We start from the raw sequence: 24,815 nt of genomic DNA, 5'->3' as shown, positions 1-24,815 counted from the left end.
GCAGGGAGGAGTTCATGAAAGCAATTGCTTCACTGCGGCGACGATCTTGCCGGCCTGGGGCAGCGCCGCCTCTTCCATGTGCCTGGCATAGGGGATCGGCACCTCCTCGGAACACACCCGCGCCACCGGCGCGTCCAGTTCGTAGAAGACCTGCTCGACAATGCGCGCCATCACTTCGGCGGCGAGGCTGCCGCTACGCCAGCCCTCGTCGACGATCACTGCGCGGCGGCACTTGGCGACCGAGGCCATGATCGTTGCATCGTCCAGCGGGCGCAACACCCGCAGGTCGATCACTTCGGCGGCGATGCCCTTGGCTGCGAGCGTGTCGGCCGCCTGCAGCGCCTTCGCCAGCGTGCCGCCGTAGGCAACGATGGCCACGTCCTTGCCCTCGCGTCGCACCTTCGCCGAGCGGATATCCACGCCGGACACGTCGGGTAATTCGTCCTCCATATTGTAGAGGGCAGCATGTTCGAAGATCAGTACCGGATCCGGATCGGCCAGCGCCGGTGCGAGCATATGCCGCGCGTCTTCGATGGTGGCCGGCGCCAGCACCTTGACACCGGGTATGCCGGCATACCATCCCTCGAAGCTGTGCGAATGCTGGGCCGCCACCTGGCGGCCAGCGCCGGTGGCCATGCGTACTACGAGCGGGACGGAGAACTGTCCACCGGACATATGGTGATAGAGCGCTGCCGTATTTACGATCTGATCGAGCGCCAGCAGGCTGAAGTTGACTGTCATCACCTCGACAATAGGACGCATGCCGCCCAGCGCCGCACCGATGCCGGCGCCAGTGAAGCCGAGCTCGGAGAGCGGCGTATCGCGTACGCGCTCGGGCCCGAACTCGGCGAGCAGCCCTTTGGAGACCGCATAGGTGCCGCCGTAGCGCCCCACGTCCTCGCCCATCAGGAAGACGCGTGGATCGTTCGCGAGCGCTTCACGCAGGGCCTCGCGCAGCGCGTCGCGGTAGCTGAGGCGGCTCATCGAGTTGCTCCCGCGGGCGTGTAAACGTCCTTCAAGAGATCCTCGACAGGTTCCCAGGTGCCCGCCTCGGCGAAGGCTTCGGCCTTGGCCACTTCGGCGTTCGCCGCGGCATCAAGGGCGAGAAATTCCTCTTCCGCCAGCTTGCCGCCGGCCTTCAAACGCGCGGTGAATGTATGGATCGGGCCACACTCCTCCCACGCCTCGACCTCGGCCTTCTGACGGTAGAGTTCGGCATCGTACATCGAGTGCGCGCGAAACCTGTAGGTGCGCAGTTCGAGGAATACCGGCCCGGCGCCGCTTCTGACGTGCGCCGCCGCATCCCGTGCCGCCTCGTGCACCGCGACGATGTCCATGCCATCCACGGCCACAGCTGTCATATTGTAGGACGCTGCCTTGGCGCAGAGATCCGTCTGGGACTCGTGCCGCTCCAGGGCCGTACCCATCGCGTAGAGATTGTTCTCGCAGCAGAAGAGGACCGGCAGCTTCCACAGCGAGGCCAGATTCATCGATTCGTGAAACGCGCCTTCGGCGACGGCGCCGTCGCCGAAGAAGCAGGCCGTCACGCGCTGTCCCGCCTGCATCTTCTCGGCGAGCGCGAGGCCCACAGCCAGCGGCAGGCCGCCGCCGACGATGGCATTGCCGCCGAAGAGCCTGGTCGCCCGGTCGAACAGATGCATGGAGCCGCCGCGCCCGCGGGCGCAGCCTTGCTGCTTGCCGTACATCTCGGCCATCAGCACGCCCATGTCCATGCCGCGAACCAGTGCGTGGCCGTGCTCGCGGTAGGTGGCGACGACGTTGTCCTCCGGTGCAAGCGCATGCAGCACGCCGACACCGACGGCCTCCTCACCGATGTAAAGGTGCAGGAAGCCGCGTATCTTGCCCGCATCATATAATTCTGCGCACTTTTCTTCGAGCCGGCGGATGCGCAGCATGTCGCGCAGCAAGTCGAGCGCGACGACTTTATCGTACGGTACCGGACCGCTTGGCGGCGCCGGGGCTGGATGGTCAACCGCTGTCATGGCCCGGCTTCCAGTGTCGATGTATCGCCCTCGGGCAAGCCCAGCTCGCGCGCCTTTAACAGCCGGCGCATGATCTTGCCGCTGCGCGTGCGCGGAAGCTGGGTCAGGAAGGCAATCTCCTTTGGCGCGACGGCCGCGCCGAGCCGTGTTCTGGCGTGGCCCAGCAACGCCATGCGCAAGGCTTCGCTTTGTTCGAAACCATTGTTCAGCGACACAAACGCCTTGACCACCTCGCCAGCTATGGGGTCCGGCTTGCCGATCACGGCGGCCTCGGCTACGGCCGGATGTTCCATCAGTGCACTCTCGACCTCGAACGGTCCGATCAGGTGTCCAGCCGACTTGATGACGTCGTCGGCGCGGCCGACAAACCAGTAGTAGCCATCCGCATCGCGCCGCGCCAAGTCCCCGGTCAGGTACCACTCGCCGGAAAAACTCTTGCGGTAGCGCTCCTCGCTGTTGAGATATCCGCGGAACATCGATGGCCAGCCGCGCTTGAGGGCCAGTTCGCCTTCCTTGTTGGGTGCTTCTATTACCTGCACGCTGCCGTCTGCCTGCCGCGACACGATCGCAGCCTCTACGCCCGGCAGCGGCCGGCCCATCGAGCCGGGCTTGATATCGAAGGCGGGCGTGTTGGCAATCATGATGCCGCCAGTCTCGGTCTGCCACCAGTTATCGTGGAACGGCAAGCCCAGCACCTGCTTGCCCCACCATACGGCCTCCGGGTTCAACGGCTCGCCGACGCTGGCGGCAAAGCGCAGCCGAGGGAAGGCATATTTCTTTGCGATGTCGGCACCGGCTTTCATCAGCATCCGAATCGCCGTAGGCGCCGTGTACCAGATGCTCACGCCTTCGTCTTGGAGGATGGCGTACCAGCGCTCGGCGTCGAACTCTTCCCGATCAACGATCGACGTCACGCCGTGCAGCAGCGGAGCGATAACGCCATAGGAAGTGCCCGTCACCCAGCCGGGATCGGCGGTACACCAGTAGATGTCGTCGACATGCAGGTCAAGCGCATATCTGCCGGTAGACCAGTGGGTCAAGACGGCGCCATGCACGTGGACGGCACCCTTCGGCGTGCCCGTGGTGCCGCTGGTGAAATGTAATAGCGCCATGTCCTCGGCCGTGGTCGGCGTGATCTCGCAAGCGTCCGACGCGCTGGCCATCAGCGAAGAAAGGTCGAGGGTCCCCGGCACTGCCGTGGTGCCGCCGTCCTCTGCCACCAGCAACACGTGCTTCAAGCTCGGCATGCGGTCGCGCCATTTGGCAATCTTGCGCTCGAAGAGCATATCGGTTGTCACCAGCACAGCCCCTTCGCCGAGGTTGACGCGCGTGGCGATGGGATCGGGGCCGAAAGCCGAGAATAGCGGCGAAACTGCAGTGCCGTTCTTCAGGCTGCCAAGTATGGCGATGTAGAGTTCCGGGATGCGGCCGGCAAGAATGAACAGACGTTCGCCCTTGCCAACGCCCAGGTCTCGCAGCACATTGCAGAATCGGTTGGTGAGCGCGGACAACTGGCCGTAAGTGACGAAGTGGGTGGGTGTGCCGCGGGCCAGGATGCGAAAAGCCGCCTTGCCGCGTAAGCTACTGGCGGCATGGCGATCCACCGCCTGCCACGCGATATTCAACGCGCCTTGCGGCTGGTCCGCCAGCTCGCGGCTCACGGCAGCCCAGGAAAAAACGCGGCGCTCGGCTTCATAGTCGCCCAGGTTGGGCGCTAACCGCAGATCGGAGGCTGTCTTGTGGATAATCGACGAAGATTCCATCGTTCCTCACTTCCCATTGGCATCAATATAGCCTTCTAGACACGCAACGGGAAGGTGCGCGAAATCGAATCCGGGGCCAAGTGACGGCTTCCCTCAACCTATAATGATCTTGCCGGGCGGCGACACGCGGGGGGGTGAGCCGCCGTGCGGCTGCCAGCACAGGAGCGAGGGTTTTTGATGCGCTTCCAAGGTTTTTCCTTCGGCTCAATCCAAATTGATGGTGTGACCTATGGGCACGACGTCGTAATTGATAACGGAAAGATCCGCAAGCGCAAGAAGAAGCCATCCAAGGCTTTTCGCCAGGCTTTTGGCCACACGCCGCTGTCGGTGGCGGAGGATATACCTTGGAAATGCCGGAGGCTGGTGATTGGAACAGGGACCGGGGCGCTGCCAGTCATGGGCGAGGTCAAGCGCGAGGCTCGGCGGCGGCGCGTCAAACTGGTGATAGTGCCGACGGTAGAGGCCATCGCCGATCTGAAGGAGCACCCCGACCGGACCAATGCCGTCCTGCATGTCACTTGTTAGTTGGTGCAGCTTGGTTTGGGGTAAGCCAAGCCAAGGAGAAGCATTTAGCGTGCCCGAGTCTGCGCGCGAGGTCTTGTTCATATGCGCGCTTCTCTTGAAATCCGATTTGCCGAGGTCGGGCCAAATCTCGATAACAACTGGATAGAGGCAGAAAATGCTGATCGGCGTGCCAAAGGAAATCAAGGATCAGGAGTATCGGGTCGGACTGACTCCGGCCAGTACACGGGAATTGACAAGCCGGGGCCACCAGGTGCTGGTCCAGTCGGGCGCTGGCGTGGCGATCGGCCTGGCGGATGAAGCCTACATCGCGGCCGGAGCGGCGGTATGTGGCGACGCAGGCGATGTATTCGCCCGTGCCGACATGATCGTCAAGGTCAAGGAGCCGCAAGCTGCCGAGCGCGCCATGCTGCGACCGGGACAGATTCTTTATGCGTATCTGCATCTGGCCCCGGATCGCGAGCAAACGGCGGATCTCTTGAAGTCCGGCGCCGTCTGCATCGCCTACGAGACGATTACCGGGCCCAGCGGCGGCCTGCCATTGCTGGCACCCATGAGCGAGGTAGCGGGCCGAATGTCCGTCCAGGTGGCTGCGGCCAACCTTGAAAAGTCAAAGGGCGGGATGGGCTTGCTGCTCGCTGGCGTACCCGGCGTCGCTCCGGCGCATGTCGTCGTGATTGGTGCGGGCGTCGTGGGGGCGCACGCCTTGCAGGTAGCTATCGGCATGGGGGCCAGAGTCACGATTTTGGACAGGAACGTGGACCGCCTGCGGCAACTCGATTTGATCTTCGGCAATCGCGTCACGACGCTTTACTCCAGCGGACACAACATCGAAGAGTCGGTACTGGACGCCGACGCGGTGATCGGAAGCGTTCTGTTACCGGGGGCAGCTGCACCTAAACTTGTTACACGCGGCATGGTGGCAAGGATGAAGACCGGCGCGGTTGTCGTCGACGTTGCGATCGACCAGGGCGGATGCTTCGAGACATCGCACGCCACCACCCACACGGAGCCGACCTATGTGGTGGACGGCGTGGTGCATTACTGCGTTGCGAATATGCCTGGAGCCGTCGCCAGAACCTCAACGTTCGCGCTGAACAATGCAACCATCGGCCACGCGGCCGCGTTGGCGGACAAGGGATGGAAGCGCGCGCTTGCTGAGGACAAGCACCTGAAGGCCGGCTTGAATGTGTGTGAGGGCCGAGTGACGTACAAGGCGGTGGCAAAGGCGCTTGGCTACGAATACACGCCGGCCGACCAATTGCTGGACTGATGGCATGAATCGACGAGGTCGGCTATCTGTCGTGCTCGAACCGTCATGCCGACCTGCTGTTCGAGCTGATTAGTCGGAGATACGAGGCCCGTTCCACTATCGTCACGACCAACAAGCCGTTTGCACAATGGTCCGAGGTGTTCCCGAATGCCGCCTGTGTCGTCTCGCTAGTCGACAGGCTGGTGCATCGTGCCGAGGTCCTCTCAATCGAGGGTGAGTCCTATCGCCTGAAGGAAGCGCGCGAGAGCGCCGAAGCCCGTTCCCGCCAGCGGGCCGCGAAGAAGATCGTCACGGAAAAAGGAGCCGCAGCATTAGCCACGATCCCTTGCTGCCGTCGGGACGCCGACGCGGCCTGCCGTTCGTCGTGCCTGACGACTGGACACCCGAGCAGGCGATCGCCGTGTTCGAGTTGCTCGACGATCTACGCGAAGTCGTCTGCTCGCGCTATCTACATCAGATCCAGGACTTGATGGGAGAAGAGCGCGGATCCTCCACCAGTGCCGCGAGCCAGGCGACGCAGCATTCTGACGTCTGTCGCGCATCACAAATAAAAGGGCCGCGCGGGCTCCTTTGTTGTTGAACAATTCACTCAACCTTGCGCCGCCATTTATGCGCGGTTTTACACCGCCGCTAACACCCGCTCGTACAGCGCCAGCCGCGTGGCGCGACGCTGATCGCTCAGGCGCTGCCATGACCGCAGTGAGGTGTGGCTCGGCACCCCTTGCCGGCCCAAGGTCACTCCGCCGACCTCGACTTGCTGCGCGGCTTGGCGCAGTTGCGGCCCGAGTCGATACAGCAGCCTCTCGACGTTGTCGCGCAGGTTGCTCAGCAGATACCAGCGATCCGAGACTTGCTTGGCTACCGGCAGCGCGATGTCGACCGCCTCGGAGTAGGCCCCGGCCCGCTCCCTGGCGACGATCTCGATCGATGGGTGCGCACGCGTCCACGCAGCCACCGCAATGGCTTCCCTGCCAGCGAACACTGCGATCGGCTCACGTCGCTCCATGTCGACGATGATCGTTCCGTATTGGTGACCGAGCGCGATCGCCCAGTCATCGATGCCGACGACCCGCGGTCGCGGTTTTCGCTTGCGCTCAGGAGCTCTTCGCAACTCCCGCAGCACGGTGTCGGCATTGGTGCGCAAGCCCAAGGCGTTAGCAAGCCGGGCTGCGGCCTCACCACCGAGGGCGTGGTCCAGCGCGTGCAACGCCCGAGCCTGCGATCGCGTTCGGCGTTGATGCCGACCGGCCAAGGCGTCGATGTTCTCGGCAAACGTACGACGGGGGCAGCTGGCGTTCGCGCACTTGAAGCGACGCACCTCAACGGCGAGAACGACCCGCTGCTCCAGCATCGGACGTTCTTCCAGCCTGCGCACATAGCTGCCGTGGCGTCGGTGACTCCAACGATGGCAGGCAGGACACGGTGCCGCGCGAATCGTACTGCTGGCTTCGACAGTGATGGTCTTCCCTCGCGCGTCGCTGGAGACGACGCGCTTACCCACACGGGCGAGAATACGATCGATGGCACCGAGAACTTGGCCCATGGTAACGATCAACGTGGGGCCAGATCGGCCTGAAATCAAGCCATCGACGCGGCCGTCACACAAAGTGCGGGAGACCCAGTTTTACTTCATAAACGGAGCGCGATTACTTCACTTCACGACAGGCGGTACTGTTCCGCGACCAGCTTGTGGGTGCGGGCGCTGACAAGCGCGTAGATCTGCTGCACGTCCAGTCCATTCTGGCCGGTGATCGCCGGCGCCTGCAGCTTGATCTTCTCCTTCAGGCCGGCAACGCGGATCTCGAAGAACTCGTCCAGGTTGCTGCTGAAGATGCAGAGGATGCGCAATTGCTCCAACAACGGAATGTCGTGGTTCTCGGCCTCGGCGAGCACGCGCCGGTGGAACTCCAGCTGGCTGGCCTCACGGTTCAGGAAGAGCTGCCGTGCGTTGGCGCTGGCACTGGCGAGGAAGTCAGATGGAGCGCCGTGAACATCAATCGGCGCCAAGGGGAGGGAAGGGGCGATTTCCAGGGGGTCTACCTGACCATGCAGGGCGCCTTGTTGTCGAAGGTCCAGCCCGGGATCAGGAATTGCATGGCCACGGCGTCGTCGCGCGCACCCAGGCCCATGTTCTTGTAGCGCTCGTGCGCCAGCGCGAGTTGCTCCATATCGAGCTCCACGCCCAGGCCCGGCGCCGTCGGCACGGCCACCTTGCCGTTCTCGATCTTCAGTGGCGCCTTGGTCAGGCGCTCGCCGTCCTGCCAGATCCAGTGGGTGTCGATGGCGGTGACGCGGCCCGGCGCGGCGGCGGCCACGTGGGTGAACATCGCCAGTGAAATATCGAAGTGATTGTTCGAGTGCGAGCCCCATGTCAGGCCCCACTCGGCGCACATCTGCGCCACCCGCACCGAGCCCTGCATGGTCCAGAAATGCGGATCGGCCAGCGGGATGTCCACCGATTGCAGGCGCACCGCGTGGCCCATCTGGCGCCAGTCGGTCGCGACCATGTTGGTGGCGGTGGGCAGGCCGGTGGCAGTACGGAACTCGGCCATGATCTCGCGGCCCGAGTAGCCCTCTTGCGCGCCGCAAGGATCTTCGGCATAGGCCAGCACGCCATGCTTGTCGCGGCACAGGCGCACGGCTTCGGCCAGCGACCATGCGCCGTTGGGATCCAGCGTGATGCGCGCCTTGGGAAAGCGCTCGGCGAGCGCGAGGATGGCTTCCATCTCTTCGTCGCCGCGCAGCACGCCGCCCTTGAGCTTGAAATCGTTGAAGCCATAGCGCTCATAGGCAGCTTGCGCCAGGCGTACCACGCCCTCGGCATTCATCGCGGCTTCGTTGCGCAGCCGGAACCAGTCGTTGTCCGCCTCGGGCTCGCTGCGGTAGCCGAGCGTGGTGCGGTTACGGTCCCCGATATAGAACAGGTAGCCCAGCATCTCCACGGCATCGCGCTGCTGGCCTTCACCCAACAGCGCGGCCACCGGCACGCCCAGATGCTTGCCCAGCAGGTCGAGCAGCGCCGCCTCGAGCGCGGTGACCGCATGGATGGCGATGCGCAGGTCGAAGGTCTGCAGGCCACGCCCACCCGCGTCGCGGCTGGCAAAGGCGGTGCGCACGCGATTGAGCAGCGCCTGGTGGTTGCCGATCGACTGGCCGGCGAGGAGTTCGCGCGCATCCTCCAGTGTCTGGCGGATCGCTTCGCCGCCGGGCACCTCGCCTACGCCTGTATTGCCCGCGCTGTCTTTCAGGATGACGATATTGCGGGTGAAGAACGGACCGTGCGCCCCGGACAGGTTCATCAGCATGCTGTCGTGGCCAGCCACCGGCACGACGGTAAGTTCGGTGACCACGGGCGTCAGGCCGATGGAAGCGCTATGTGTTTGAGTGGGATTCATGATCTCTGAGACTAATGCGGGAAAGAACGTCGGGTTGATCAATCAGGCGGCAGGAAAGCCATAGACTTCGGCCGGATTAGCGACCAGTACCCTGTGTTTCACGGCTTCGGTTTCCATGCAATCGAAAGCCCAATCAAGCAGGTCCTTATCGCCTGGGCAAGGATTGATGTTCAAGTGGGGCCAGTTGCTCGCCCACAGGCAGCGCTCGGGGTAATCCCTTGCCAAGGTTCGGGCAAGGCCAGCCGCATCCTCATAGCCGGGTGGTCCCTTACGGGCGCTCTCGTATGGCGCCGACAATTTGATCCAGCAATGCCCCTGCTCCAGTAGCCGGCGCAACGACAGGAAGGCTTCATCCTGCACCGTCACGGGCCCCAGGAACTTGCCGATGTGATCGATGACGAGGCGGCCCGGCAACTTGCCGAGCGTGGCTTCGCGATGGGGCAACTCGCGACCGTCTAGCTGCAGGTTGATGTTCCAGCCCAAAGGAGCAACGCGCGCGGCCAGCGTCTCCAGGTTGTCCCACGGCAACAAGCCGCCCGGCAGCATCATGTAGCGCACGCCGCGGATGCCGGCGCGATGCAAGCTCTGCAGTTCCACATCCGCAACGTCCTGCCGGACCACGGCAATCCCCCTGGCATTCGCGCCGAGCTGCTCGATTGCCGCAAGCGTGCAGCGATTGTCGAAGCCGTATCCAGTTGGCTGCACCACCACCGCGCGAGACAACCCGAGTGTGGCCTGTACCTCCTGATAGCACGCAGCGGGCGCAGGCGGCGGCGTTGACGTTGCGGTTGGCGCCAGCGGGTAGGCATCGTCGAAGACATGGATGTGGCAGTCGCAGGCATCCGGATAAGCGAGCGTGGCATGTTTTTGCATGAGCAGCCTTTACCTTGCTTCCGCATTTTCGAGACCAGTCAAGTGGATACCCCAGCGCTGAAGCCGGGTGGCGCGTGCGGCGTTGACTGCGCCATCGGGCAGGCGGCCTTGTACCAGGGCGCGGAGTTGCTCGACCGTTTCGAGCGCCTGGTGTTCTGTAGCCGCTAGAGTTAACCCGCCGATGTGGGGCGTGGCAATCACGTTCGGATGGCGCGCCAGTCCGAGCACCGGCATCTGGTCGGGCGCGCGGCCGACATCTAGTGCACAGCCGCCCAGATGACCGGATTCCAGCGCGTGCAGCAGCGCCGGCTCGTCGACCAGCTCACCGCGCGACGCATTGATGAAGTACGCGTCAGGCTTCATCGCCGCGAAAGCTTGCGCGTTCATCATGTTCTCGGTTTCCGCATTGGCGGGGGCCACGCAGACCACGAAATCCGCCTCCGCCAGCAACTGCGGCAATGGAACCTGCCGCAGTGCAGGCTGTGCAGGGATTTTCCCCGGCGTGGTCACCAGGATGCGCATGCCGAATGCCTGCGCCAGCTCGCACAGGTAGCGTCCGATCTGCCCGTAGCCAATCACTCCCAACACCGAGCCCCGCAGTTCGCGGCCCATCACCGGGGCGGGAGGCTGGCCGCGGTGGTAAGCCGCTGCGTAGCGGCTGGTGCCGCGCGCCAGGTCCACCATTGCCCCGATTGCCCATTCGGAGACCGCGGGCATGAAGCCTGCGCTAGCCTGCGTGATCAGCACGCCGTGCCGGCTCGCCGCCGGTACGTCGATGGTGCTGATGTCCACGGCGCAACGGATAAATGCTGCCAGTGCGGGAAGGCCAGCGAACAACGCCTCCGGCCCCGGGGTCTGCCGGTATGCAATCAGTGCATCGCAGCCGTGTGCCGCGGCGATAAGCTCCGGCGTGGAAAGCTCCCGCGCCTCGGTGTTCAACCGGACCTCGGCGAATGCCTGCAGCGCAGTGATGGCTTGGTTACCGAAATAGTGCCGCAGCTTGTCGGTGGGGTGGCTAACGAAAACGGTTTTCATGGATTGCGTGTGGCTGATGGTTGTTGGGGCGCACCGGGCCCGCCTTCCTGCGGCGGCGGCGCCACGGATTCGCGTTCGATCAGGCGGGTTGGCGGGAAAATCGCTTCGCAGCCGGTGGCTTCGACCTCCGTATTGGCGTCGCGCCGGCGCAGCGCCCGCTCAACCATGGCGCGGGCCATTTCGGGAACCGGCAGTTCCACCGTGGTCAGCATCGGATTGGACAGTGCCGACAGGAAGTGCCCGTCGATGCCGACCACCGAAACATCGCGCGGCACCTGCAGGCCGGTCTCGCGCAGGCCGGCCATCAGCCCGAGCGCCAGCAGGTCATTCACGGCGACGACGCCGGTCGGTCGTGCGGGGGCGTTCGCGATCTGCAACGCCAGTGCGTAGCCGACCTCGGCGATGACTGAATCGCCGTAGTCTTCCAGCGGACCGCTGTCAAATACATGGGCGCCGGCCTGGATGCCGGCGTGTTCAGCCGCGGCAAGGAATCCCCTGATCTTGTTGCTGCGGCTCATCGTCATGCCGGACACAGTCGCGAAGGCGAGGCGTGTGTGTCCGTATCGGATGAGATGTTCGGTCGCCAGCCGCGCGGCCTCGAAGTTGTCCGGCGTGACATGCTCGATCAGCGACGGCTGCCCGAGGGTCGCCGGGCGGTCGTAGCTCACCACCGTCATGCCGCGTTCGACGGCCAGCTCGATGTGCCGCTCGTCGCTCAAGGAGGAGATGACGATAACGTGCCTGACACCGTGCGCAAGCAGGTCTTCGAAAAAGGAAGCTTCCCTGTCGCTCGTGCGATGGGTACTGCCGATCACCAGCCGGTATCCGAACCGCTCTTGCGCGATGGCTTCGATCTCGCGGGCGATGTAGCTATACATCGGATTGGCCATTGAGGGGACCAGCAGGCCGAGTAGCGGCGTCTGCCCGGTCTTGAGCTGCCGCGCCAGCTTATTGGGCCGGAACTGCAGCATCTTGATAGCATGCTCGACGCGCGCAAGCGTATCTGCCCGCATCTGGTCGGTCCTGCCATTGAGTACATTTGAGACCGTGCTCACGGACACGCCGGCATGGCGTGCGACGTCTTGAATGGTGGTCACGCGAATATCCTTGAGGCGGCTACATCCCGAGCCGGTTCGGAAGCCACAGGGAAAACGCGGGCACGAGAATCAGCAGCACCAGTGCAACCAGCAGTACGGCCAGGTATTTCAGCATGGGACGAGCGACGTCCTTGACCTGGGTACCGGTGATGGCGCACGTGGCGAACAATCCGAGGCCGACGGGGGGCGCAAACAGCCCCAGGCCCATCGCAATCACCATGACGGTGCCGAAGTGTAGCGGGTTGACGCCCAATTGCTGCGCAATCGGCGTCAGCAATGGTCCGAAAATGATCAGGGCCGGCGCGCCCTCCAGCACGGCCCCGAATACCATCATGAGCAGGGCCGACAGCATGATGAACATGACGCTGCCATACTGCGCCGCGAAGGCGGTCATCGTGCCGGACATGAGTTGCGGAATCTGCTCAATGGTCAGCGCGAACGATACGCTCGACGCCGCTGCCACGATGAACAGGATGCCGCCCGCCATCGACGCGGAACGCACGAACAACCGTGCCACCGAACGCAGGTTGAGCTCGCGGAACGCCAGGCCACCGACTACCAGCGCATAAACCACCGCGAATGCCGATACCTCGGTCGACGTGGCGATACCGGAGGTCACGCCCTTGCCGATCATGCCGACCATGATGAGCGCCACCAGCGCGCCGCCAAGCAGGGGCCACAGCGGTGTGCGGTGCTCGAATGCCTCGTCGGGATTAATCTTGCGACCCACGATGACGGCGAGGACAGCCAGAGACAGTGCCATTACCGCGGCCGGCACGAGCCCGGCCATGAACAGACCTGCAATGGAGATATTGGCTACGAAGCCCATCAGGATCAGGTTGATGCACGGCGGAATCGTCTCCGCCATGACGGCGCTGCAGGCCAGCAGCCCCGCCGCCTCGCCAGGATCCTGCCGGGTGCGCCGCACCGCGGGCATGACGATACCGCCTACCGCCGCCACATCGGCCAGCTTGGACCCGGACACGCCTGAGAAGAACGCGGTGGCGATGATGGTGATCAGGCCAAGCCCGCCGCGCACGCGGCCAAAGACGCGCAGCAATAGCTCGATCAGGCGTGACGACATGCCATTCGCCTCCATTAGCAGGCCGGCCAGCACGAAAAACGGAATGGCTAGCAACACGAAGTGATCGGTTCCCGCCATCACTTGCTGAGAGTAGACCAGCATCGGCAGCGACGGGTCAGCCAGGAAGTACAGCAGCGCTGCAAATGCCAGCACAAAGCCGATCGGCACGCCGAGCACCAGAGCACCGATAAAGCCAATGGCGAGCAGCGCGCCTCGCGAGATTGCATGTTCCGGCACCAACACGTTCCAGGCGGTGACGGCCGCAGCCAGTACCGCGCACGTCACGAATGCGCGCCACACCACGCCGCGCGAACCACTTACCGCGTTGGCCAGCGCGAACAGTGTCATGAAGGCACTCCCGAACACTACGGGGTAGACGTAGAGCCACTGCGGCAAGCCGATGGACGTGGTCTGGTCATAGCTATCCACCAGCAGAAGAACCGATGACACCAGCAGGCTTGCCGATACGCCGGCAATGATCCAGTGGCCGGCCTGGATCAGCAGCGGTTGCCAGCGCACGGGCAGCAGCCCGCGGAAAAGGTCGATGCCGACGTGCTGGGACCTCGCCAACACGGTGGCGGCACCGAAGAACACGAGCACGACCATCAGGGCGCGAGCAATTTCCTCGGCCCAGTCGACGGGATCGTGCAGGAAATAGCGGTACACGACTGAGAGGAAGACGATCAATACGTCGAGAGCCAGGACCGCGCCGGACATGTACTCGAGTGACCGGGTCAGCCACGCCAGCCAGCGCCCGGCCTCATTGTCCTGGTGGAATCCCAGTACGTCGGTCCGCGTCGTTTCCGAGTTTGCAATGGAAGCGCTATGGTTCACGACTCACCTCTTGCTGCGTTGATCGCCGAGAAAAGGGGGGCCGTCGCCGGATACTGCTTGGCGAAGCCAGCCCAGAGGGTGTTCTCCATCTGCTTGCGGACGGCAACGCGCTCGGCGGGGGCCATCGGGAAGAAGGTCACACCCTTGCGCTTCAGTTCCTGGACCACCACCGAGCCGTTACTCTGGGCGATCACGCGTTCCTGGGCCGTTGCGTCCGCCACGGCCTTCAGGAAGGCCGGGCGCAGGCTCGCGGGAATCTTGTCCATGCCGCGCCGGCCGATGACTACCACCATCGGACTGAACAAGTGCTCGCTCAACCAGCAAAACTTGACGACCTCATTCAGCTTGCTGGCCAGCACGGTTGCGGCATCGTGCTCGAAACCGTCGACCACGCCAGTCTGTGCGGCCATATATAGCTCGCCAAACGGAATCGGCGTCGGGATCGCGCCCATCAGCTTGAACGTCTCGATGAAGGAAGGGGTGGGCAACACGCGCAGCTTGACCCCCCGGATATCGGCCAATGACTTGACAGCGCGCTTGGTATAGACGCTGCGCGCGCCGAAATGCGATGCCCAGGTCAGGATGGTGCAGTCCGAACGCTTCCGGAGCAGTTGGTTCAGGCTCGCGCCCGCTGCCCCATCGAGCACTCTCGCCACGTGGTTGTAGCTGTCGAACAGATAACCCAGATCCAGCATGCCAAGCTCGGGGGCAATCGTCGCCCAGATCGAAGAGCCGGTCACCATCATGTCGATGGACCCGACCTTGACCTGCTGGACGACGTCGCTCTCCTTGCCCAGTTGATTATTGGGAAAGTAATCCACTCGGATGCTATCGCCGACGTTTGCCTTCAGATTGGCGGCAAAACGTTGATACCAGACGTAGTGCGCGGCGTTTTGGTCTGCCAGCATGGACGAAGAAAAGCGCAAGGTGATTGGCGCTTGGGCCCGCAGGACCGAGGGAAACCCAACTGCACCTGCTGTGATCGTTGAGGCACTCAATAAGAACTGGCGGCGCGAAAGTGGATGCATCTTTTGTCTCCTACTGTGGTCAATTTTTGTACTGTATCGGTTTACTATATCGATTCAGTAGATGAATTGCATCAGGGTTTTCACGGAGCAAATGAAGTGACCGGGCTGTTGCCGCGTTCCGCCCCCGCCCATCGCCACACCTTGCAAAGCTGCGTTAGGCACCGCTACGCGGACATCGATCCGCAGATTTATTTCGCCGAGATGTTGGGGGCCAAGGGCGCTGCCTTCCGGCCGGAGGACGTCTACATCGCCACGATGCTGGTACCCGCGGCGCGTTCGCGCACGGCTGGCCGCTGGTCGACGGAGCCTCATGGATGTTCGACAGTCAGCGAGGCCACCTCGAGGATATCCGGCGCCTGCGCGAGCGCAATTTCTCTTCCGATGACCAGTTGCTGACGCTTGCTATGGCAGGGCGCGGCCCGGAAATGGCGTGCCGCAATGTCTGGCTGGCCAACCTGCGCCTTGGGCGCCTACGCCCGCAATGCTGCCGTTAAGGGCATTGCGCAGATGCACGATGCGGGCGTGCAGGGCGACGATCTGACGTTCGTGCATTGCTGCTGTTCCAGCCAGGAAGAGATCGCGATGATGGCTGACGCCAGCGTCAGCGCATCGCTCGGCGTGCATTGCGAGCTGAACGCACAGGGCATCGGCATCCCGCTCAACCGCATGCTCGCCGCCGGCATCCGGCCCAGCCTGAGCGGGGATACAGAGACGAAGTGTTCGGGCGACATGTTCACGTAGATGCGCCGCGCCTTTGTCTATTACCGATCGTGGATGGGCGGCAATCACTCGCGCGTGGCGAATGCCCCCACGACCATCTCGATGCGGGATGTGCTGGAATTCGCCCCGGTGGCCGGGGCCAGGGAAAATGGCCTGGACCACAAGGTCGGCTCACTGACGCCGGGAAAGCAGGCCGACATCACCACGGTCCTGCCGACTCGCTTACGGAAGTTGTTGTGGCGACCCGGGAGTGTTCGACCCATGAAGCCGGAGTACCGCAAGGCGTTGGCGCGGGCCTACTTTGAGCATGGCCTGGGATGCAGGCGCCTTGGCTAGTCACGGACACCGGCTTGAGCCCGTACCACGATCACAAGACAGTCGCTGCGACAAGGCGGGAAGGGTTGTCGTTTCCCGTTGGTCGCCGATCGCGGGCACCAGTTGGACATCGGCCCAGAGATTTAGGGGCGTGTAAGGGCGTCGCACACGCTCAATTGACACCTTCGCGAGCCTCAGGCGGTGACAACTTTAATTCGCTGTGTGCAAGTTATTGATTTCATTGGTGTTACGTCGGGTCGCATTGCCGTTTCAACGCGGATTGACGACATTGCTTCGGAAACGGTGACAACTTTACTTTGGTCTACGTCGGCGTCGGCCTTCTCCCTCAAGTACCACACCACCTTCTGCACCACGTCGTTGCTGCTCGTGCCCTTCGGGATGCACACGCGCACACGGCCGATCTGCTCGTTCTGCAAGGTGCTGGCCACGCCCGTGATGAAGCCCTCGCAGTGGGCGCGATCCGTTTGGCGTTGGCTCGTGCAAAGCTCGTAGAGCTGGCTGGGCCCTGACGGAGTCCTCCCGTTCAGCCCTTGCTTCGTCCGCTCGAATCACGTATGATGACCATCATGCGAAAATCACCCATCAACGTCCGAGCCGCCGCCAAGGAGGCCTCCCACGAGCGCATCGTGCAGGCTGCTGCACGCGCCATCCGTCGCAGCGGCTACGACGGCACGGGTGTAGCCGACATCATGAAGGACGCGGGCCTGACGCATGGCGCCTTCTACGCCCACTTCGAGTCCCGCGAGGCCATGTTGGCCGAGGCGGTGGACCGCGCCGGCGCCGAGTCCAACGGCTTCGGGGCCCGTGTCATTGCCGCTGTGCCGGCAGAGCAGGCTTTCCAGGCCTTGATACAGGCCTACCTCTCCAAGGAGCACCTCGCGGGCATCGAGACGGGCTGCCCCGTGGCTGCCCTCGGTTCCGAGATGCCCCGTCAGGCGCCTGAAGTGCGTCGGGCGGCCACGCGCCGTATCAAGGAAATGATCGATCTGGTTGCGCGTCAGTCGCCGGATTGGGGGCAGCCAGGAGTCCACGAACGCGCCTTAGTGACCGTGGCCACCATGGTGGGCACCTTGATGCTGGCTCGCGCCGTCGATGATGCTGCGTTGTCGGACTCGCTGTGCAGTGCCGCATTGAAGCGGCTGGCACCCTCTGACGCGTGACTGCACCGTCCCTGCCTTTTTTTGACATTACGTATGACAATCATCATACCAAACGCCACATCCACCGCTGCCGCTGGGCGTGTCCGTGAATCTGGCAGCAACAAGGAAAAACAATGAAAGCCTTCATCGTTGATCGCTACGGCAAGAAGCCACTGCGGGCCGGCGACGTGCCTGAGCCGGAACTGCGTGACGACGAGGTGTTGATCCAGGTCCACGCGGCCGCCGTCAACCTGTTCGACGCCAAGGTTCGAAACGGCGAGGTCAAGCTCATCCTGCCGTACCGCACACCGTTCGTGCTCGGGCACGACGTGGCCGGCGTGGTGGTTCGCGTCGGCCCCCGCGTGAGCCAATTCAAGGTGGGCGACGAGGTCTACGCCAGGCCCCGTGACCTGCGCATCGGGACCTTTGCAGAACTCGTTGCGGTCCATGAAGACACCGTGGCGCTCAAGCCCAGGAACATCAGCATGGAGGAGGCCGCCTCCATCCCCTTGATCGGTTTGACGGCATGGCAGGCGCTGGTCGAAAGGACCAGGCTCCGCAAGGGTCAGAAGGTCTTCATCCAGGCAGGCTCCGGCGGCGTCGGAACATTCGCGATCCAGCTGGCCAAGCACCTGGGCGCCACGGTGGCCACCACCACCAGCACAGCCAATATCGCGCTGGTGAAGAGCCTGGGTGCCGATGTCGTCATCGACTACAAGAAGGAAGCGTTCGAAGAGCAGCTGCGCGACTACGACGTGGTGCTGAACAGCCAGGACGAAAAGACATTGAAGAAGTCCCTGGGCGTGGTCAAGCCTGACGGTCATGTCGTGTCCATTACGTCGCCGCCCGACCTGCAGTTTGGCAAGGACGTCAAGGCTCCGTGGCTGGTTAGGCAGGTCTTCAGAGCGCTGGGCTTCAGCGTTCGCCGGCAAGCCCAGCGCCTCAGGGTCAACTACAGCTTTCTGTTCATGAAAGGCAACGGAAGCCAGCTGCGGCAGATCGCGCAGCTCATCGAGTCGGGCGCCATCCGCCCGGTGGTCGACAAGGTCTTCCCGTTCGAAGCCACCAACGAAGCCCTGGCCTATGTCGAGAGCGGCCGCGCCAAGGGCAAGGTTGTCATCAAGGTTCGTTGAACCGTTCCTTCTGACCGTCATTGCACGCTTTCACAGTTGACGGTCGTCATATTCCCCACCATCCGGCCCTTGGAGATCTCCATGAACATTGCAAACTCCGTCGTCCTCGTCACGGGTGCCAACCGCGGCATCGGGCTGGCATTTGCGCGCGAACTGCTTGCGCGCGGTGCCCGCAAGGTCTACGCCGCCGCACGCAACCCTGCCACCGTCACGCTGCCGGGCGTGCAGGCCCTGCGGCTTGATGTCACCAAGCCCGAAGAGATCGCGGCCGCAGCAGGGGTGGCTGCCGACGTGAACCTGGTGATCAACAACGCCGGGATTGCCCAGGTCGGCGGCTTTCTCGCTGGGGACAGCGACGCAGTGACCCGCCGCATCTTCGAGACGAACTTCTTCGGCGTGCTGAACGTGAGCAAGGCCTTCGCACCCGTGTTGAAGGCCAATGGCGGTGGCGCATTGATCAACGTGCTGTCGGTGGCGTCCTGGATCAACGGCGGCGAGCTGGCCGCCTACTCGGCGAGCAAGGCAGCGGCGTGGTCCTTGACCAATGCCTTGCGCCACGAGCTGGCTGGCCAGAAGACCCAGGTGCTGGGCCTGCACATGGCCGCGGTCGACACCGACCTCACGCGCGGCTTCGAGGTTCCGAAGACCAGCGCCGAAGAGATCGTTCAGCGTGCACTCGACGGCCTGGCCGCGGGCGCCGACGAGGTGCTGGCCGACGCGCTCACCCAGCAGGTCTGGCAAGGCTTGACAGCGCCGCGCCCGGCCTATCTTCCCCAGGCCCAGTGAACCGACGCTGTTAATCCGACACCGACAGAAGGCCCGACATGCTCTTCACCGCACTCTCCGAACCCTCCCTGCCGCTGCGCAACCGCATCGTGATGGCGCCCATGACGCGGCACCGCGCCGTGGAGCGCAACACGCCGAACGCCCTGATGGCCTCGTACTACGGCCAGCGTGCAGCGGCCGGCCTGATCGTCACCGAGGGAACCTCGCCATCGCCCAATGGGCTGGGCTACCCGCGTATTCCGGGCCTGTTCAACCAAGCCCATGTGCAGGGATGGAAGCAGGTGACGGAGGCCGTTCACGCTCAGGGCGGCAAGATCTTCGTGCAGCTCATGCACACCGGCCGCGTAACTCATGTTGACAACCTGCCGGCCGGCGCTGAGGTTGTAGGGCCGATGGCAGAAGTCTGCCCCGGGGAGATGTTCACCGACACCGGGGGGCCCCAGCCGCACAGCGCGCCGCGCGCCATGACCGCTGACGACATCACCCACGCGGTGGCGGAGTACGCGCGGTCGGCACAACTGGCCATCGAGGCGGGGTTCGACGGCGTCGAGCTGCATGCGGCCAACGGCTACCTGATCGAGCAATTCCTGAACGCCAACGTGAACCGGCGTACCGATGGGTATGGGGACGGTCTTAAGGGCCGCAACCGTTTCGCGCTGGAAGTGGTTCGCGCCACTGTGGCCGCCATTGGCGCAGACCGCGTAGGTATTCGCCTATCGCCCTACGGCGTGTTGAACGGCACGGGCGCCTACTCCGATGTCGAAGCCCAATATCTGGCGCTCGCCGAGGAGTTGTCGCAGCTGGGCATTTTGTACGTCCACCTGCTGGACCATTCCGCCTTGGGGGCACCACCCGTGCCCGCCGAGCTGAAGCTGCGCCTGCGCGCGGCGTTCAAGGGAGTGTTCATCCTGGCCGGTGGCTTTGACCGGGCCAGTGCCGAGCGTGCGCTCGAGGCGGGCCAGGCGGACCTGATCGCCTTTGCCCGCCCCTTCATCGCCAACCCCGATCTGGTGGCACGCATGCAGACGGAGGCACCGCTCAACCCCTTGGACATGGCGACGTTCTACACGCCCGGCCCCAAGGGCTACACCGACTACCCCGCGCTCAACGCCTGACCTGCAGACCCACCATGAAACGCCTGCTCATCACTTTCGCCCTGGGGCTCGCCCTGTCAACGACCCTGCACCCGCTCACGGCTGGGGCGGCGGAACCCGCCGCAGCGGGCGCGGCCCAAGGCCAGCCGTTGATGGCTCAGAAGTCCGAGCTTTCCTGGAAGACCGTCCCGACCCAGACCATAACGGCAGGTGGCGTGGACTACACCTACCGCGAGATGGGCCAGCAACACGGCGGGACACCGGTCGTGTTCCTGGTGCACCTCGCCGCCGTTCTGGACAACTGGGACCCACGGGTCATGGACGGTATCGCGGCCAAGCACCACGTGATCGCATTCAACAACCGCGGCATCGGCTCCAGCAGCGGCTCGCCGGCCAATTCGATCGAACAGATGGCCGACGACGCCATCAGCTTCATCAAGGCCAAGGGCTTCCAGCAGGTGGACCTGCTGGGCTTCTCGATGGGCGGCATGGTCGCCCAGGAAGTCGTGCTCAAGGAGCCGCAACTCGTCCGCAAGTTGGTCCTGGCCGGCACCGGCCCGGCCGGCGGCGAAGGCATCAGCTCCGTGGCGGGGGTGACCTTCTACGACATGCTGCGCGGCTTCTTCACGGGCCAGGATCCGAAGCAGTTCCTCTTCTTCACGCGCACTCCCAACGGCATCGAGGCCGGCAAGGCCTTCCTGGCGCGCCTGAACGAGCGCACCGAGAACCGTGACAAGGAGATCTCGAACAGCGCCTTCTTCGCCCAGCTGGGGGCGCTGCGCGCTTGGGGCAACAAGGCCCCGGCCGATCTCTCGGTGGTCAAGCAGCCGGTACTGGTGGTCAACGGCGACGACGACCGCATGGTGCCCACCATCAACACGCACGACCTGGCGAAGCGGCTGCCGAACAGCCAGCTGATTATCTACCCGGATGCCGGGCATGGCGGCGCATTTCAGTTCCACGACGAGTTCGTGCGCAGCACGCTGGAGTTTCTGGCCCGCTGAGCGGTGCCGGAACACGCCCGCCATCACCAGGACTCCTCCATGAGCCCCACCCATCTCACCGCCGCCACCCGCTTTGTCGAAGTGGGTGGCGACCGGTTCGCCTACCGCCGCTGGGGGAATGCCGCGACGGACCAGCCGCCGCTGTTCTTCCTCCAGCACTTCCGCGGTGGCATGGACCACTGGGACCCCCTGATGACCGACGGCCTGGCTGCCGGGCGCGAGGTGATCCTGTTCAACGGGCGAGGTATCGCGTCGTCCACCGGCGCGCCGCGCACCCGGATCGAGGACATGGCCGATGACGCGGCGGCGGCGATACGCGCTCTGGGGCTGCGCCAAGTGGATGTGCTGGGCTTCTCGCTGGGCGGCTTCCAGGCCCTGGACCTGACCTGGCGCCATCCCGAGCTGGTGCGCAAGCTGATGCTGCTGGGCACCGGGCCGCGCGGCGGCGACCCGGAACTGGAGCAGCGCGTGCTGAGCACCGCCGTCAACCCGGTGCCCACCCTCGACGACTTTGCGTACCTGTTTTTTGGCCGCTCGGCGCAGGCCCAGCAGGCCGCGCGAGACTTCTGGGCGCGGCGCCACCAGCGGGTGGACCAGGACCCGCCGTCTTCCCCGGAGGTTGCTAGCGCGCAGATCGAGGCCAACCTGCACTACCTGCCCAGGGTGCAGGAAGACGACCCCTTTGCCTACCTGCGCGGCATCCGGCAGCCCACCTTCATCCTCAATGGCGTGAACGACGTGATGGTGGCCACCGTCAACTCGTTCTACATGGCGCGCAACCTGCCCAACGCGCAGTTGTTCATCTATCCCGACGCCGGCCACGCCGCGCAGTTCCAGTGCCCGCAGCGGTTCCTGCAACACGCGGTGCAGTTCCTGGCCGAGTGACGCCTGCCACTCCGTCGCCAGACCGCACCGCTCCACTTCTGAAGATCGCCTGCCATGCTCAAGTTCAAGTTCCTGCTGTGGGTCTTCGCCCAGTTGCTGCAGCGAAAGATTCGCAGCGACGCTGATTGCGCGCGCTATGTCGGCGCCAAGCAACTGGTCTTCCAGATCCGCACGGCCTCGGGCGCCGGCCGCACCTACGTGATCCAGGACGGTGCCGTGCGCTCCTTCGCCGGCCTGAGCGGCAATCCCAGCTTCACGCTGAGCTTTGCGACGCCGGCCAAAGGTTTCGAGATCCTGTCGGCCAAGGACGTACAGCCGGCCTTCGTGCGCGGCGTGGGCAGCAAGGACCTGGCAATCAGCGGCGACTTCCGCGAAGTGCTGTGGTTCCAGGGGCTGACCTCGTTCCTGCAGCCGCCCAGGGTCATCGCGGCCTGGGACCGCAGCCCGTTCTGAACCCGCGGTTCACACACAGAGACAACTCCATGCCCAGCACATCCACTGCCGCCCCCCGCCTGCTGGCCCAACCGCTGACATTGCCCAACGGTACGGTCCTGCGCAACCGGCTGGCCAAAGCCGCCATGAGCGAGACGCTCGGCACCTACGACAACCGGCCCACGCCGGCACTCGTCGCCCTCTACCAGCGCTGGGCGGCATCGGGCCTGGGCCTGATCCTGACCGGCAACGTGATGGTCGACCGGCGAGCCCTGGGCGAGCCTGGCAACGTCGCCATCGAAGACGAGTCGGACCTGGGTCTGCTCGCGCAATGGGCGCAGGCCGCCACCGGCCGCGGAGTCGCGATCTGGGCGCAGCTCAACCACCCGGGCAAACAATCGACCAAGGGGCTGAACGCCTACAACATCGCCCCCTCGGCTGTGCCGTTCCGGGAGGACATGGCCGCCTTCTTCGAGACCCCGCGCGAAGCGACGCAGGAAGAGATCGAAGACGTGATCCGGCGCTTCGGGCGCAGCGCCGCGGTTTGCAAGAAGGCCGGCTTCAGCGGCGTGGAGATCCACGGTGCCCATGGCTACCTGGTCAACCAGTTCCTCTCGCCCCGGCACAACCTGCGCGATGACGAATGGGGCGGCACGCCGGAGAAGCGCCGGCGCTTCGTGTTGGCGGTCTATGCCGAGGTTCGCCGCCAGGTCGGCCCCGGGTTCCCGGTGGGCATCAAGCTCAACTCGGCGGACTTCCAGCGCGGCGGCTTTACCGAAGAGGAGTCGCTGGACGCCATCCGCGCCTTGGCCGAGGCGGGCATCGACCTGATCGAGATCTCGGGCGGCACCTACGAAGCGCCCGCGATGAACGGCGCCAACCACGATCCGAAGAGTGCGTCGACGGCGTCGCGCGAGGCCTATTTCCTGAGCTTCGCCGAGAAGGTGCGTGCCGCGGTGGATGTGCCGCTGATGGTGACCGGCGGCTTCCGCAGCGCCGCCGGCATGGAGGGTGCCCTGGCCTCCGGCGCACTGGACATCGTCGGCCTGGCGCGGCTGCTGGCCATCGACCCCGATGCGCCGGCCGCCTTGCTGCAAGGGCGCGACAGCTCGCAGCAGGTTCGTGCCATCAAGACCGGCCTGAAGGCGGTCGACCGCTTGGGAATCATGGAGGTGCTCTGGTACGAGCGCCAGCTCAAGCGCATCGCCAGAGGCGCCGAGCCACGGCCCGGCGAAAGCGGCCTGGCGGCCTTCCTGAAGTCGGCATTGGCCAGCGGCTGGGGGACCTACCGCACGCGACGCTTGCGCGCGAGCAATTGATCGACGACGTGACATTCGATGACCAAGGACGCAAGGAGACGACGATGACATTCAGAGCACTGTTGGCCACCAAGACGGGTGATGCCATTTCCACCGACCTCGTGGACTTTGACGAGGACCACCTGATGCCGGGCGAGGTCACCGTCGCGATCGACTATTCGACGGTGAACTACAAGGATGCGATGGCGATCAGCGGCCGCGCGCCGGTGATCCGCCAGTTCCCCTTGATTCCGGGCATCGACTTCGCCGGTGTCGTCGAAGCATCGACGCACGCGGGATTCGCCGTGGGCGATCGGGTGGTCGCCAATGGCTGGGGCCTGAGCCAGACCCACCATGGCGGCTTCGCGCAAAAGGCACGCGTCAGCGGCGACTGGCTGGTCAAGCTGCCCGACGTGTTCTCGACGCGCGATGCCATGGCCGTCGGCACGGCGGGGTACACCGCCATGTTGTCCGTCCTTGCGCTCGAGCATGCGGGCGTTTCACCGGACAAGGGCGAGATCCTGGTGACCGGGGCCGGCGGTGGCGCCGGCTCGATTGCCATTGCCTTGCTGTCCAGGCTGGGTTACCGGGTGGTCGCCTCCACCGGGCGGCTGGACGAGGCGGACTACCTGCACGCGCTGGGGGCGGCCGAGGTCATCGACCGGCGCACGCTCTCCGAGCCGGGCGCGCCGATCGGCAAGGAGCGCTGGGCCGGCGCCATCGACTCGGTGGGCAGCCACACGCTGGCCAATGTCCTGGCGCAGACCCGCTACCGCGGCGCCGTGGCGGCCTTCGGGCTGGCGCAGGGCACCGACCTGCCGGGCTCGGTGCTGCCCTTCATCCTGCGCAACGTGACGCTGGCCGGCATCGATTCGGTCAACGCGCCGCAGGACGTACGGCTGCAGGCGTGGGCGCGTCTGGCCACCGATCTGGATCTGGGCAAGCTCGCGCGCGCTACGCAGGTTGTCGCGTTGGCCGACGTGCCTGGCCTGGCAGGGCCGGTGCTTCAAGGCCAGGTACGCGGCCGCACGGTGGTGGACGTCAACGCATGAAGGCAGCCCCACCGTGCTGCACAACTTCA

26 protein-coding genes and 1 pseudogene are annotated in these 24,815 nt (G+C 64.5%); 15 read left to right on the top strand and 12 right to left on the bottom strand.

Annotated elements, in window-relative coordinates; genetic code table 11:
* Positions 1 to 12: 12 nt before the first annotated feature.
* From RR42_RS10660 to acsA, 3 genes are read right to left on the bottom strand one after another with little or no spacing between them, the layout of a single operon-like run.
* Positions 13 to 984 (bottom strand): alpha-ketoacid dehydrogenase subunit beta, encoded by a 972-nt coding sequence (locus RR42_RS10660; RefSeq protein WP_043346436.1) that lies wholly within the window; start codon positions 982 to 984, stop codon positions 13 to 15.
* Entirely contained in the window at positions 981 to 2,003 is a 1,023-nt protein-coding gene (gene pdhA / locus RR42_RS10655; protein ID WP_043346433.1) for a pyruvate dehydrogenase (acetyl-transferring) E1 component subunit alpha, read from the bottom strand. Before pdhA ends, RR42_RS10660 begins: the two co-directional genes overlap by 4 nt.
* Positions 2,000 to 3,766 carry an acetate--CoA ligase gene (gene acsA / locus RR42_RS10650; RefSeq protein WP_043346432.1) on the bottom strand — a complete coding sequence of 589 codons (1,767 nt, stop codon included), beginning with the start codon at positions 3,764 to 3,766 and terminating at the stop codon, positions 2,000 to 2,002. Before acsA ends, pdhA begins: the two co-directional genes overlap by 4 nt.
* 177 nt (positions 3,767 to 3,943) lie before the next feature.
* On the opposite strand from acsA, the gene RR42_RS10645 reads away from it, so the two are divergent.
* The 3 genes and pseudogenes from RR42_RS10645 to RR42_RS38520 all read left to right on the top strand — a co-directional run.
* On the top strand, positions 3,944 to 4,291 hold the full coding sequence (locus tag RR42_RS10645; RefSeq protein WP_043346428.1) for an MTH938/NDUFAF3 family protein: 348 nt from the start codon (positions 3,944 to 3,946) through the stop codon (positions 4,289 to 4,291).
* Between the two features lie 154 nt (positions 4,292 to 4,445).
* Entirely contained in the window at positions 4,446 to 5,561 is a 1,116-nt protein-coding gene (gene ald / locus RR42_RS10640; RefSeq protein WP_043346424.1) for an alanine dehydrogenase, read from the top strand.
* A gap of 8 nt (positions 5,562 to 5,569) precedes the next feature.
* Positions 5,570 to 5,845: pseudogene (locus RR42_RS38520) on the top strand (ATP-binding protein); the annotation flags it as partial.
* Between the two features lie 335 nt (positions 5,846 to 6,180).
* On the opposite strand, the gene RR42_RS10635 reads toward RR42_RS38520, so the two are convergent.
* The 8 genes from RR42_RS10635 to RR42_RS10600 all read right to left on the bottom strand — a co-directional run bounded on the left by RR42_RS10635 (position 6,181) and on the right by RR42_RS10600 (position 14,907).
* Positions 6,181 to 7,104 carry an ISL3 family transposase gene (locus tag RR42_RS10635; protein WP_236701897.1) on the bottom strand — a complete coding sequence of 308 codons (924 nt, stop codon included), beginning with the start codon at positions 7,102 to 7,104 and terminating at the stop codon, positions 6,181 to 6,183.
* Positions 7,105 to 7,217: 113 nt separating this feature from the next.
* Entirely contained in the window at positions 7,218 to 7,568 is a 351-nt protein-coding gene (locus tag RR42_RS10630; RefSeq protein WP_043346422.1) for a hypothetical protein, read from the bottom strand.
* Between the two features lie 29 nt (positions 7,569 to 7,597).
* On the bottom strand, positions 7,598 to 8,956 hold the full coding sequence (gene gudD / locus RR42_RS10625) for a glucarate dehydratase (protein WP_043346419.1): 1,359 nt from the start codon (positions 8,954 to 8,956) through the stop codon (positions 7,598 to 7,600).
* Positions 8,957 to 8,998: 42 nt separating this feature from the next.
* Positions 8,999 to 9,829, bottom strand: coding sequence for an amidohydrolase family protein (locus tag RR42_RS10620; RefSeq protein WP_043346417.1), 831 nt, complete (start codon positions 9,827 to 9,829; stop codon positions 8,999 to 9,001).
* A 9-nt stretch (positions 9,830 to 9,838) separates the two neighbouring features.
* The gene (locus tag RR42_RS10615) at positions 9,839 to 10,864 is read right to left on the bottom strand and encodes a hydroxyacid dehydrogenase (RefSeq protein ID WP_043346413.1); all 1,026 of its coding nucleotides are present in this window, start codon (positions 10,862 to 10,864) and stop codon (positions 9,839 to 9,841) included.
* Complete coding sequence (locus tag RR42_RS10610; protein WP_052494588.1) at positions 10,861 to 11,961, bottom strand: LacI family DNA-binding transcriptional regulator; 1,101 nt, start codon at positions 11,959 to 11,961, stop codon at positions 10,861 to 10,863. The genes RR42_RS10615 and RR42_RS10610 overlap by 4 nt, the downstream gene beginning before the upstream one ends.
* A gap of 19 nt (positions 11,962 to 11,980) precedes the next feature.
* Entirely contained in the window at positions 11,981 to 13,762 is a 1,782-nt protein-coding gene (locus tag RR42_RS10605; RefSeq protein WP_082055004.1) for a TRAP transporter large permease subunit, read from the bottom strand.
* A gap of 113 nt (positions 13,763 to 13,875) precedes the next feature.
* Positions 13,876 to 14,907, bottom strand: coding sequence for a TRAP transporter substrate-binding protein (locus RR42_RS10600; protein WP_043346411.1), 1,032 nt, complete (start codon positions 14,905 to 14,907; stop codon positions 13,876 to 13,878).
* On the opposite strand from RR42_RS10600, the gene RR42_RS41090 reads away from it, so the two are divergent.
* The 3 genes from RR42_RS41090 (at position 14,902) to RR42_RS41080 (ending at position 15,963) form a co-directional block, all read left to right on the top strand.
* Positions 14,902 to 15,303, top strand: coding sequence for a hypothetical protein (locus RR42_RS41090; RefSeq protein ID WP_236701896.1), 402 nt, complete (start codon positions 14,902 to 14,904; stop codon positions 15,301 to 15,303). The genes RR42_RS10600 and RR42_RS41090 overlap by 6 nt on opposite strands.
* Positions 15,304 to 15,369: 66 nt before the next feature.
* Entirely contained in the window at positions 15,370 to 15,648 is a 279-nt protein-coding gene (locus tag RR42_RS41085; protein WP_236701895.1) for a hypothetical protein, read from the top strand.
* Entirely contained in the window at positions 15,649 to 15,963 is a 315-nt protein-coding gene (locus RR42_RS41080) for an amidohydrolase family protein (RefSeq protein WP_236701894.1), read from the top strand. It begins immediately after the preceding gene.
* Between the two features lie 173 nt (positions 15,964 to 16,136).
* Here the strand turns inward: RR42_RS41080 and RR42_RS40705 are convergent, their stop codons facing one another.
* Entirely contained in the window at positions 16,137 to 16,490 is a 354-nt protein-coding gene (locus RR42_RS40705) for a Rap1a/Tai family immunity protein (protein WP_269083397.1), read from the bottom strand.
* 27 nt (positions 16,491 to 16,517) lie between these two features.
* Here RR42_RS40705 and RR42_RS10585 point away from each other — a divergent pair, with 27 nt between their 5' ends.
* The 9 genes from RR42_RS10585 (at position 16,518) to RR42_RS10545 (ending at position 24,786) form a co-directional block, all read left to right on the top strand.
* Positions 16,518 to 17,123, top strand: coding sequence for a TetR/AcrR family transcriptional regulator (locus RR42_RS10585; RefSeq protein ID WP_043346407.1), 606 nt, complete (start codon positions 16,518 to 16,520; stop codon positions 17,121 to 17,123).
* A 113-nt stretch (positions 17,124 to 17,236) separates the two neighbouring features.
* Positions 17,237 to 18,235, top strand: a complete 999-nt coding sequence (locus tag RR42_RS10580) for an NADP-dependent oxidoreductase (protein WP_043346404.1) — start codon at positions 17,237 to 17,239, stop codon at positions 18,233 to 18,235.
* An 81-nt stretch (positions 18,236 to 18,316) separates the two neighbouring features.
* Positions 18,317 to 19,021, top strand: a complete 705-nt coding sequence (locus RR42_RS10575; protein WP_043346401.1) for an SDR family oxidoreductase — start codon at positions 18,317 to 18,319, stop codon at positions 19,019 to 19,021.
* 38 nt (positions 19,022 to 19,059) lie between these two features.
* Entirely contained in the window at positions 19,060 to 20,136 is a 1,077-nt protein-coding gene (locus tag RR42_RS10570) for an alkene reductase (RefSeq protein WP_043346398.1), read from the top strand.
* Positions 20,137 to 20,267: 131 nt separating this feature from the next.
* Complete coding sequence (locus tag RR42_RS10565; RefSeq protein ID WP_144409890.1) at positions 20,268 to 21,119, top strand: alpha/beta fold hydrolase; 852 nt, start codon at positions 20,268 to 20,270, stop codon at positions 21,117 to 21,119.
* Positions 21,120 to 21,158: 39 nt separating this feature from the next.
* Entirely contained in the window at positions 21,159 to 22,004 is an 846-nt protein-coding gene (locus RR42_RS10560) for an alpha/beta fold hydrolase (protein WP_043346393.1), read from the top strand.
* Positions 22,005 to 22,058: 54 nt separating this feature from the next.
* Positions 22,059 to 22,457 carry a hypothetical protein gene (locus RR42_RS10555; protein WP_043346391.1) on the top strand — a complete coding sequence of 133 codons (399 nt, stop codon included), beginning with the start codon at positions 22,059 to 22,061 and terminating at the stop codon, positions 22,455 to 22,457.
* A gap of 29 nt (positions 22,458 to 22,486) precedes the next feature.
* Positions 22,487 to 23,755, top strand: a complete 1,269-nt coding sequence (locus tag RR42_RS10550) for an NADH:flavin oxidoreductase/NADH oxidase family protein (RefSeq protein WP_043346389.1) — start codon at positions 22,487 to 22,489, stop codon at positions 23,753 to 23,755.
* Positions 23,756 to 23,799: 44 nt separating this feature from the next.
* Positions 23,800 to 24,786 (top strand): MDR family oxidoreductase, encoded by a 987-nt coding sequence (locus RR42_RS10545; RefSeq protein ID WP_043346387.1) that lies wholly within the window; start codon positions 23,800 to 23,802, stop codon positions 24,784 to 24,786.
* The last annotated feature ends 29 nt before the right edge of the window (positions 24,787 to 24,815 follow it).

The organism is Cupriavidus basilensis (genome assembly GCF_000832305.1).
Classification (GTDB): domain Bacteria; phylum Pseudomonadota; class Gammaproteobacteria; order Burkholderiales; family Burkholderiaceae; genus Cupriavidus; species Cupriavidus basilensis_F.
This window is presented reverse-complemented; position numbering and strand designations above follow the sequence as displayed.

Bases quoted from the DNA above. Each gene is read 5' to 3' on its own strand.
- RR42_RS10660 (WP_043346436.1), bottom strand. From the start codon at position 984: ATGAGCCGCCTCAGCTACCGCGACGCGCTGCGCGAGGCCCTGCGTGAA.
- pdhA (WP_043346433.1), bottom strand. From the start codon at position 2,003: ATGACAGCGGTTGACCATCCAGCCCCGGCGCCGCCAAGCGGTCCGGTA.
- acsA (WP_043346432.1), bottom strand. From the start codon at position 3,766: ATGGAATCTTCGTCGATTATCCACAAGACAGCCTCCGATCTGCGGTTA.
- RR42_RS10645 (WP_043346428.1), top strand. From the start codon at position 3,944: ATGCGCTTCCAAGGTTTTTCCTTCGGCTCAATCCAAATTGATGGTGTG.
- ald (WP_043346424.1), top strand. From the start codon at position 4,446: ATGCTGATCGGCGTGCCAAAGGAAATCAAGGATCAGGAGTATCGGGTC.
- RR42_RS10635 (WP_236701897.1), bottom strand. From the start codon at position 7,104: ATGGGCCAAGTTCTCGGTGCCATCGATCGTATTCTCGCCCGTGTGGGT.
- gudD (WP_043346419.1), bottom strand. From the start codon at position 8,956: ATGAATCCCACTCAAACACATAGCGCTTCCATCGGCCTGACGCCCGTG.
- RR42_RS10620 (WP_043346417.1), bottom strand. From the start codon at position 9,829: ATGCAAAAACATGCCACGCTCGCTTATCCGGATGCCTGCGACTGCCAC.
- RR42_RS10615 (WP_043346413.1), bottom strand. From the start codon at position 10,864: ATGAAAACCGTTTTCGTTAGCCACCCCACCGACAAGCTGCGGCACTAT.
- RR42_RS10605 (WP_082055004.1), bottom strand. From the start codon at position 13,762: ATGTCCGGCGCGGTCCTGGCTCTCGACGTATTGATCGTCTTCCTCTCA.
- RR42_RS41090 (WP_236701896.1), top strand. From the start codon at position 14,902: ATGCATCTTTTGTCTCCTACTGTGGTCAATTTTTGTACTGTATCGGTT.
- RR42_RS10600 (WP_043346411.1), bottom strand. From the start codon at position 14,907: ATGCATCCACTTTCGCGCCGCCAGTTCTTATTGAGTGCCTCAACGATC.
- RR42_RS41080 (WP_236701894.1), top strand. From the start codon at position 15,649: ATGCGCCGCGCCTTTGTCTATTACCGATCGTGGATGGGCGGCAATCAC.
- RR42_RS10585 (WP_043346407.1), top strand. From the start codon at position 16,518: ATGATGACCATCATGCGAAAATCACCCATCAACGTCCGAGCCGCCGCC.
- RR42_RS10580 (WP_043346404.1), top strand. From the start codon at position 17,237: ATGAAAGCCTTCATCGTTGATCGCTACGGCAAGAAGCCACTGCGGGCC.
- RR42_RS10575 (WP_043346401.1), top strand. From the start codon at position 18,317: ATGAACATTGCAAACTCCGTCGTCCTCGTCACGGGTGCCAACCGCGGC.
- RR42_RS10570 (WP_043346398.1), top strand. From the start codon at position 19,060: ATGCTCTTCACCGCACTCTCCGAACCCTCCCTGCCGCTGCGCAACCGC.
- RR42_RS10565 (WP_144409890.1), top strand. From the start codon at position 20,268: ATGGCTCAGAAGTCCGAGCTTTCCTGGAAGACCGTCCCGACCCAGACC.
- RR42_RS10560 (WP_043346393.1), top strand. From the start codon at position 21,159: ATGAGCCCCACCCATCTCACCGCCGCCACCCGCTTTGTCGAAGTGGGT.
- RR42_RS10555 (WP_043346391.1), top strand. From the start codon at position 22,059: ATGCTCAAGTTCAAGTTCCTGCTGTGGGTCTTCGCCCAGTTGCTGCAG.
- RR42_RS10550 (WP_043346389.1), top strand. From the start codon at position 22,487: ATGCCCAGCACATCCACTGCCGCCCCCCGCCTGCTGGCCCAACCGCTG.
- RR42_RS10545 (WP_043346387.1), top strand. From the start codon at position 23,800: ATGACATTCAGAGCACTGTTGGCCACCAAGACGGGTGATGCCATTTCC.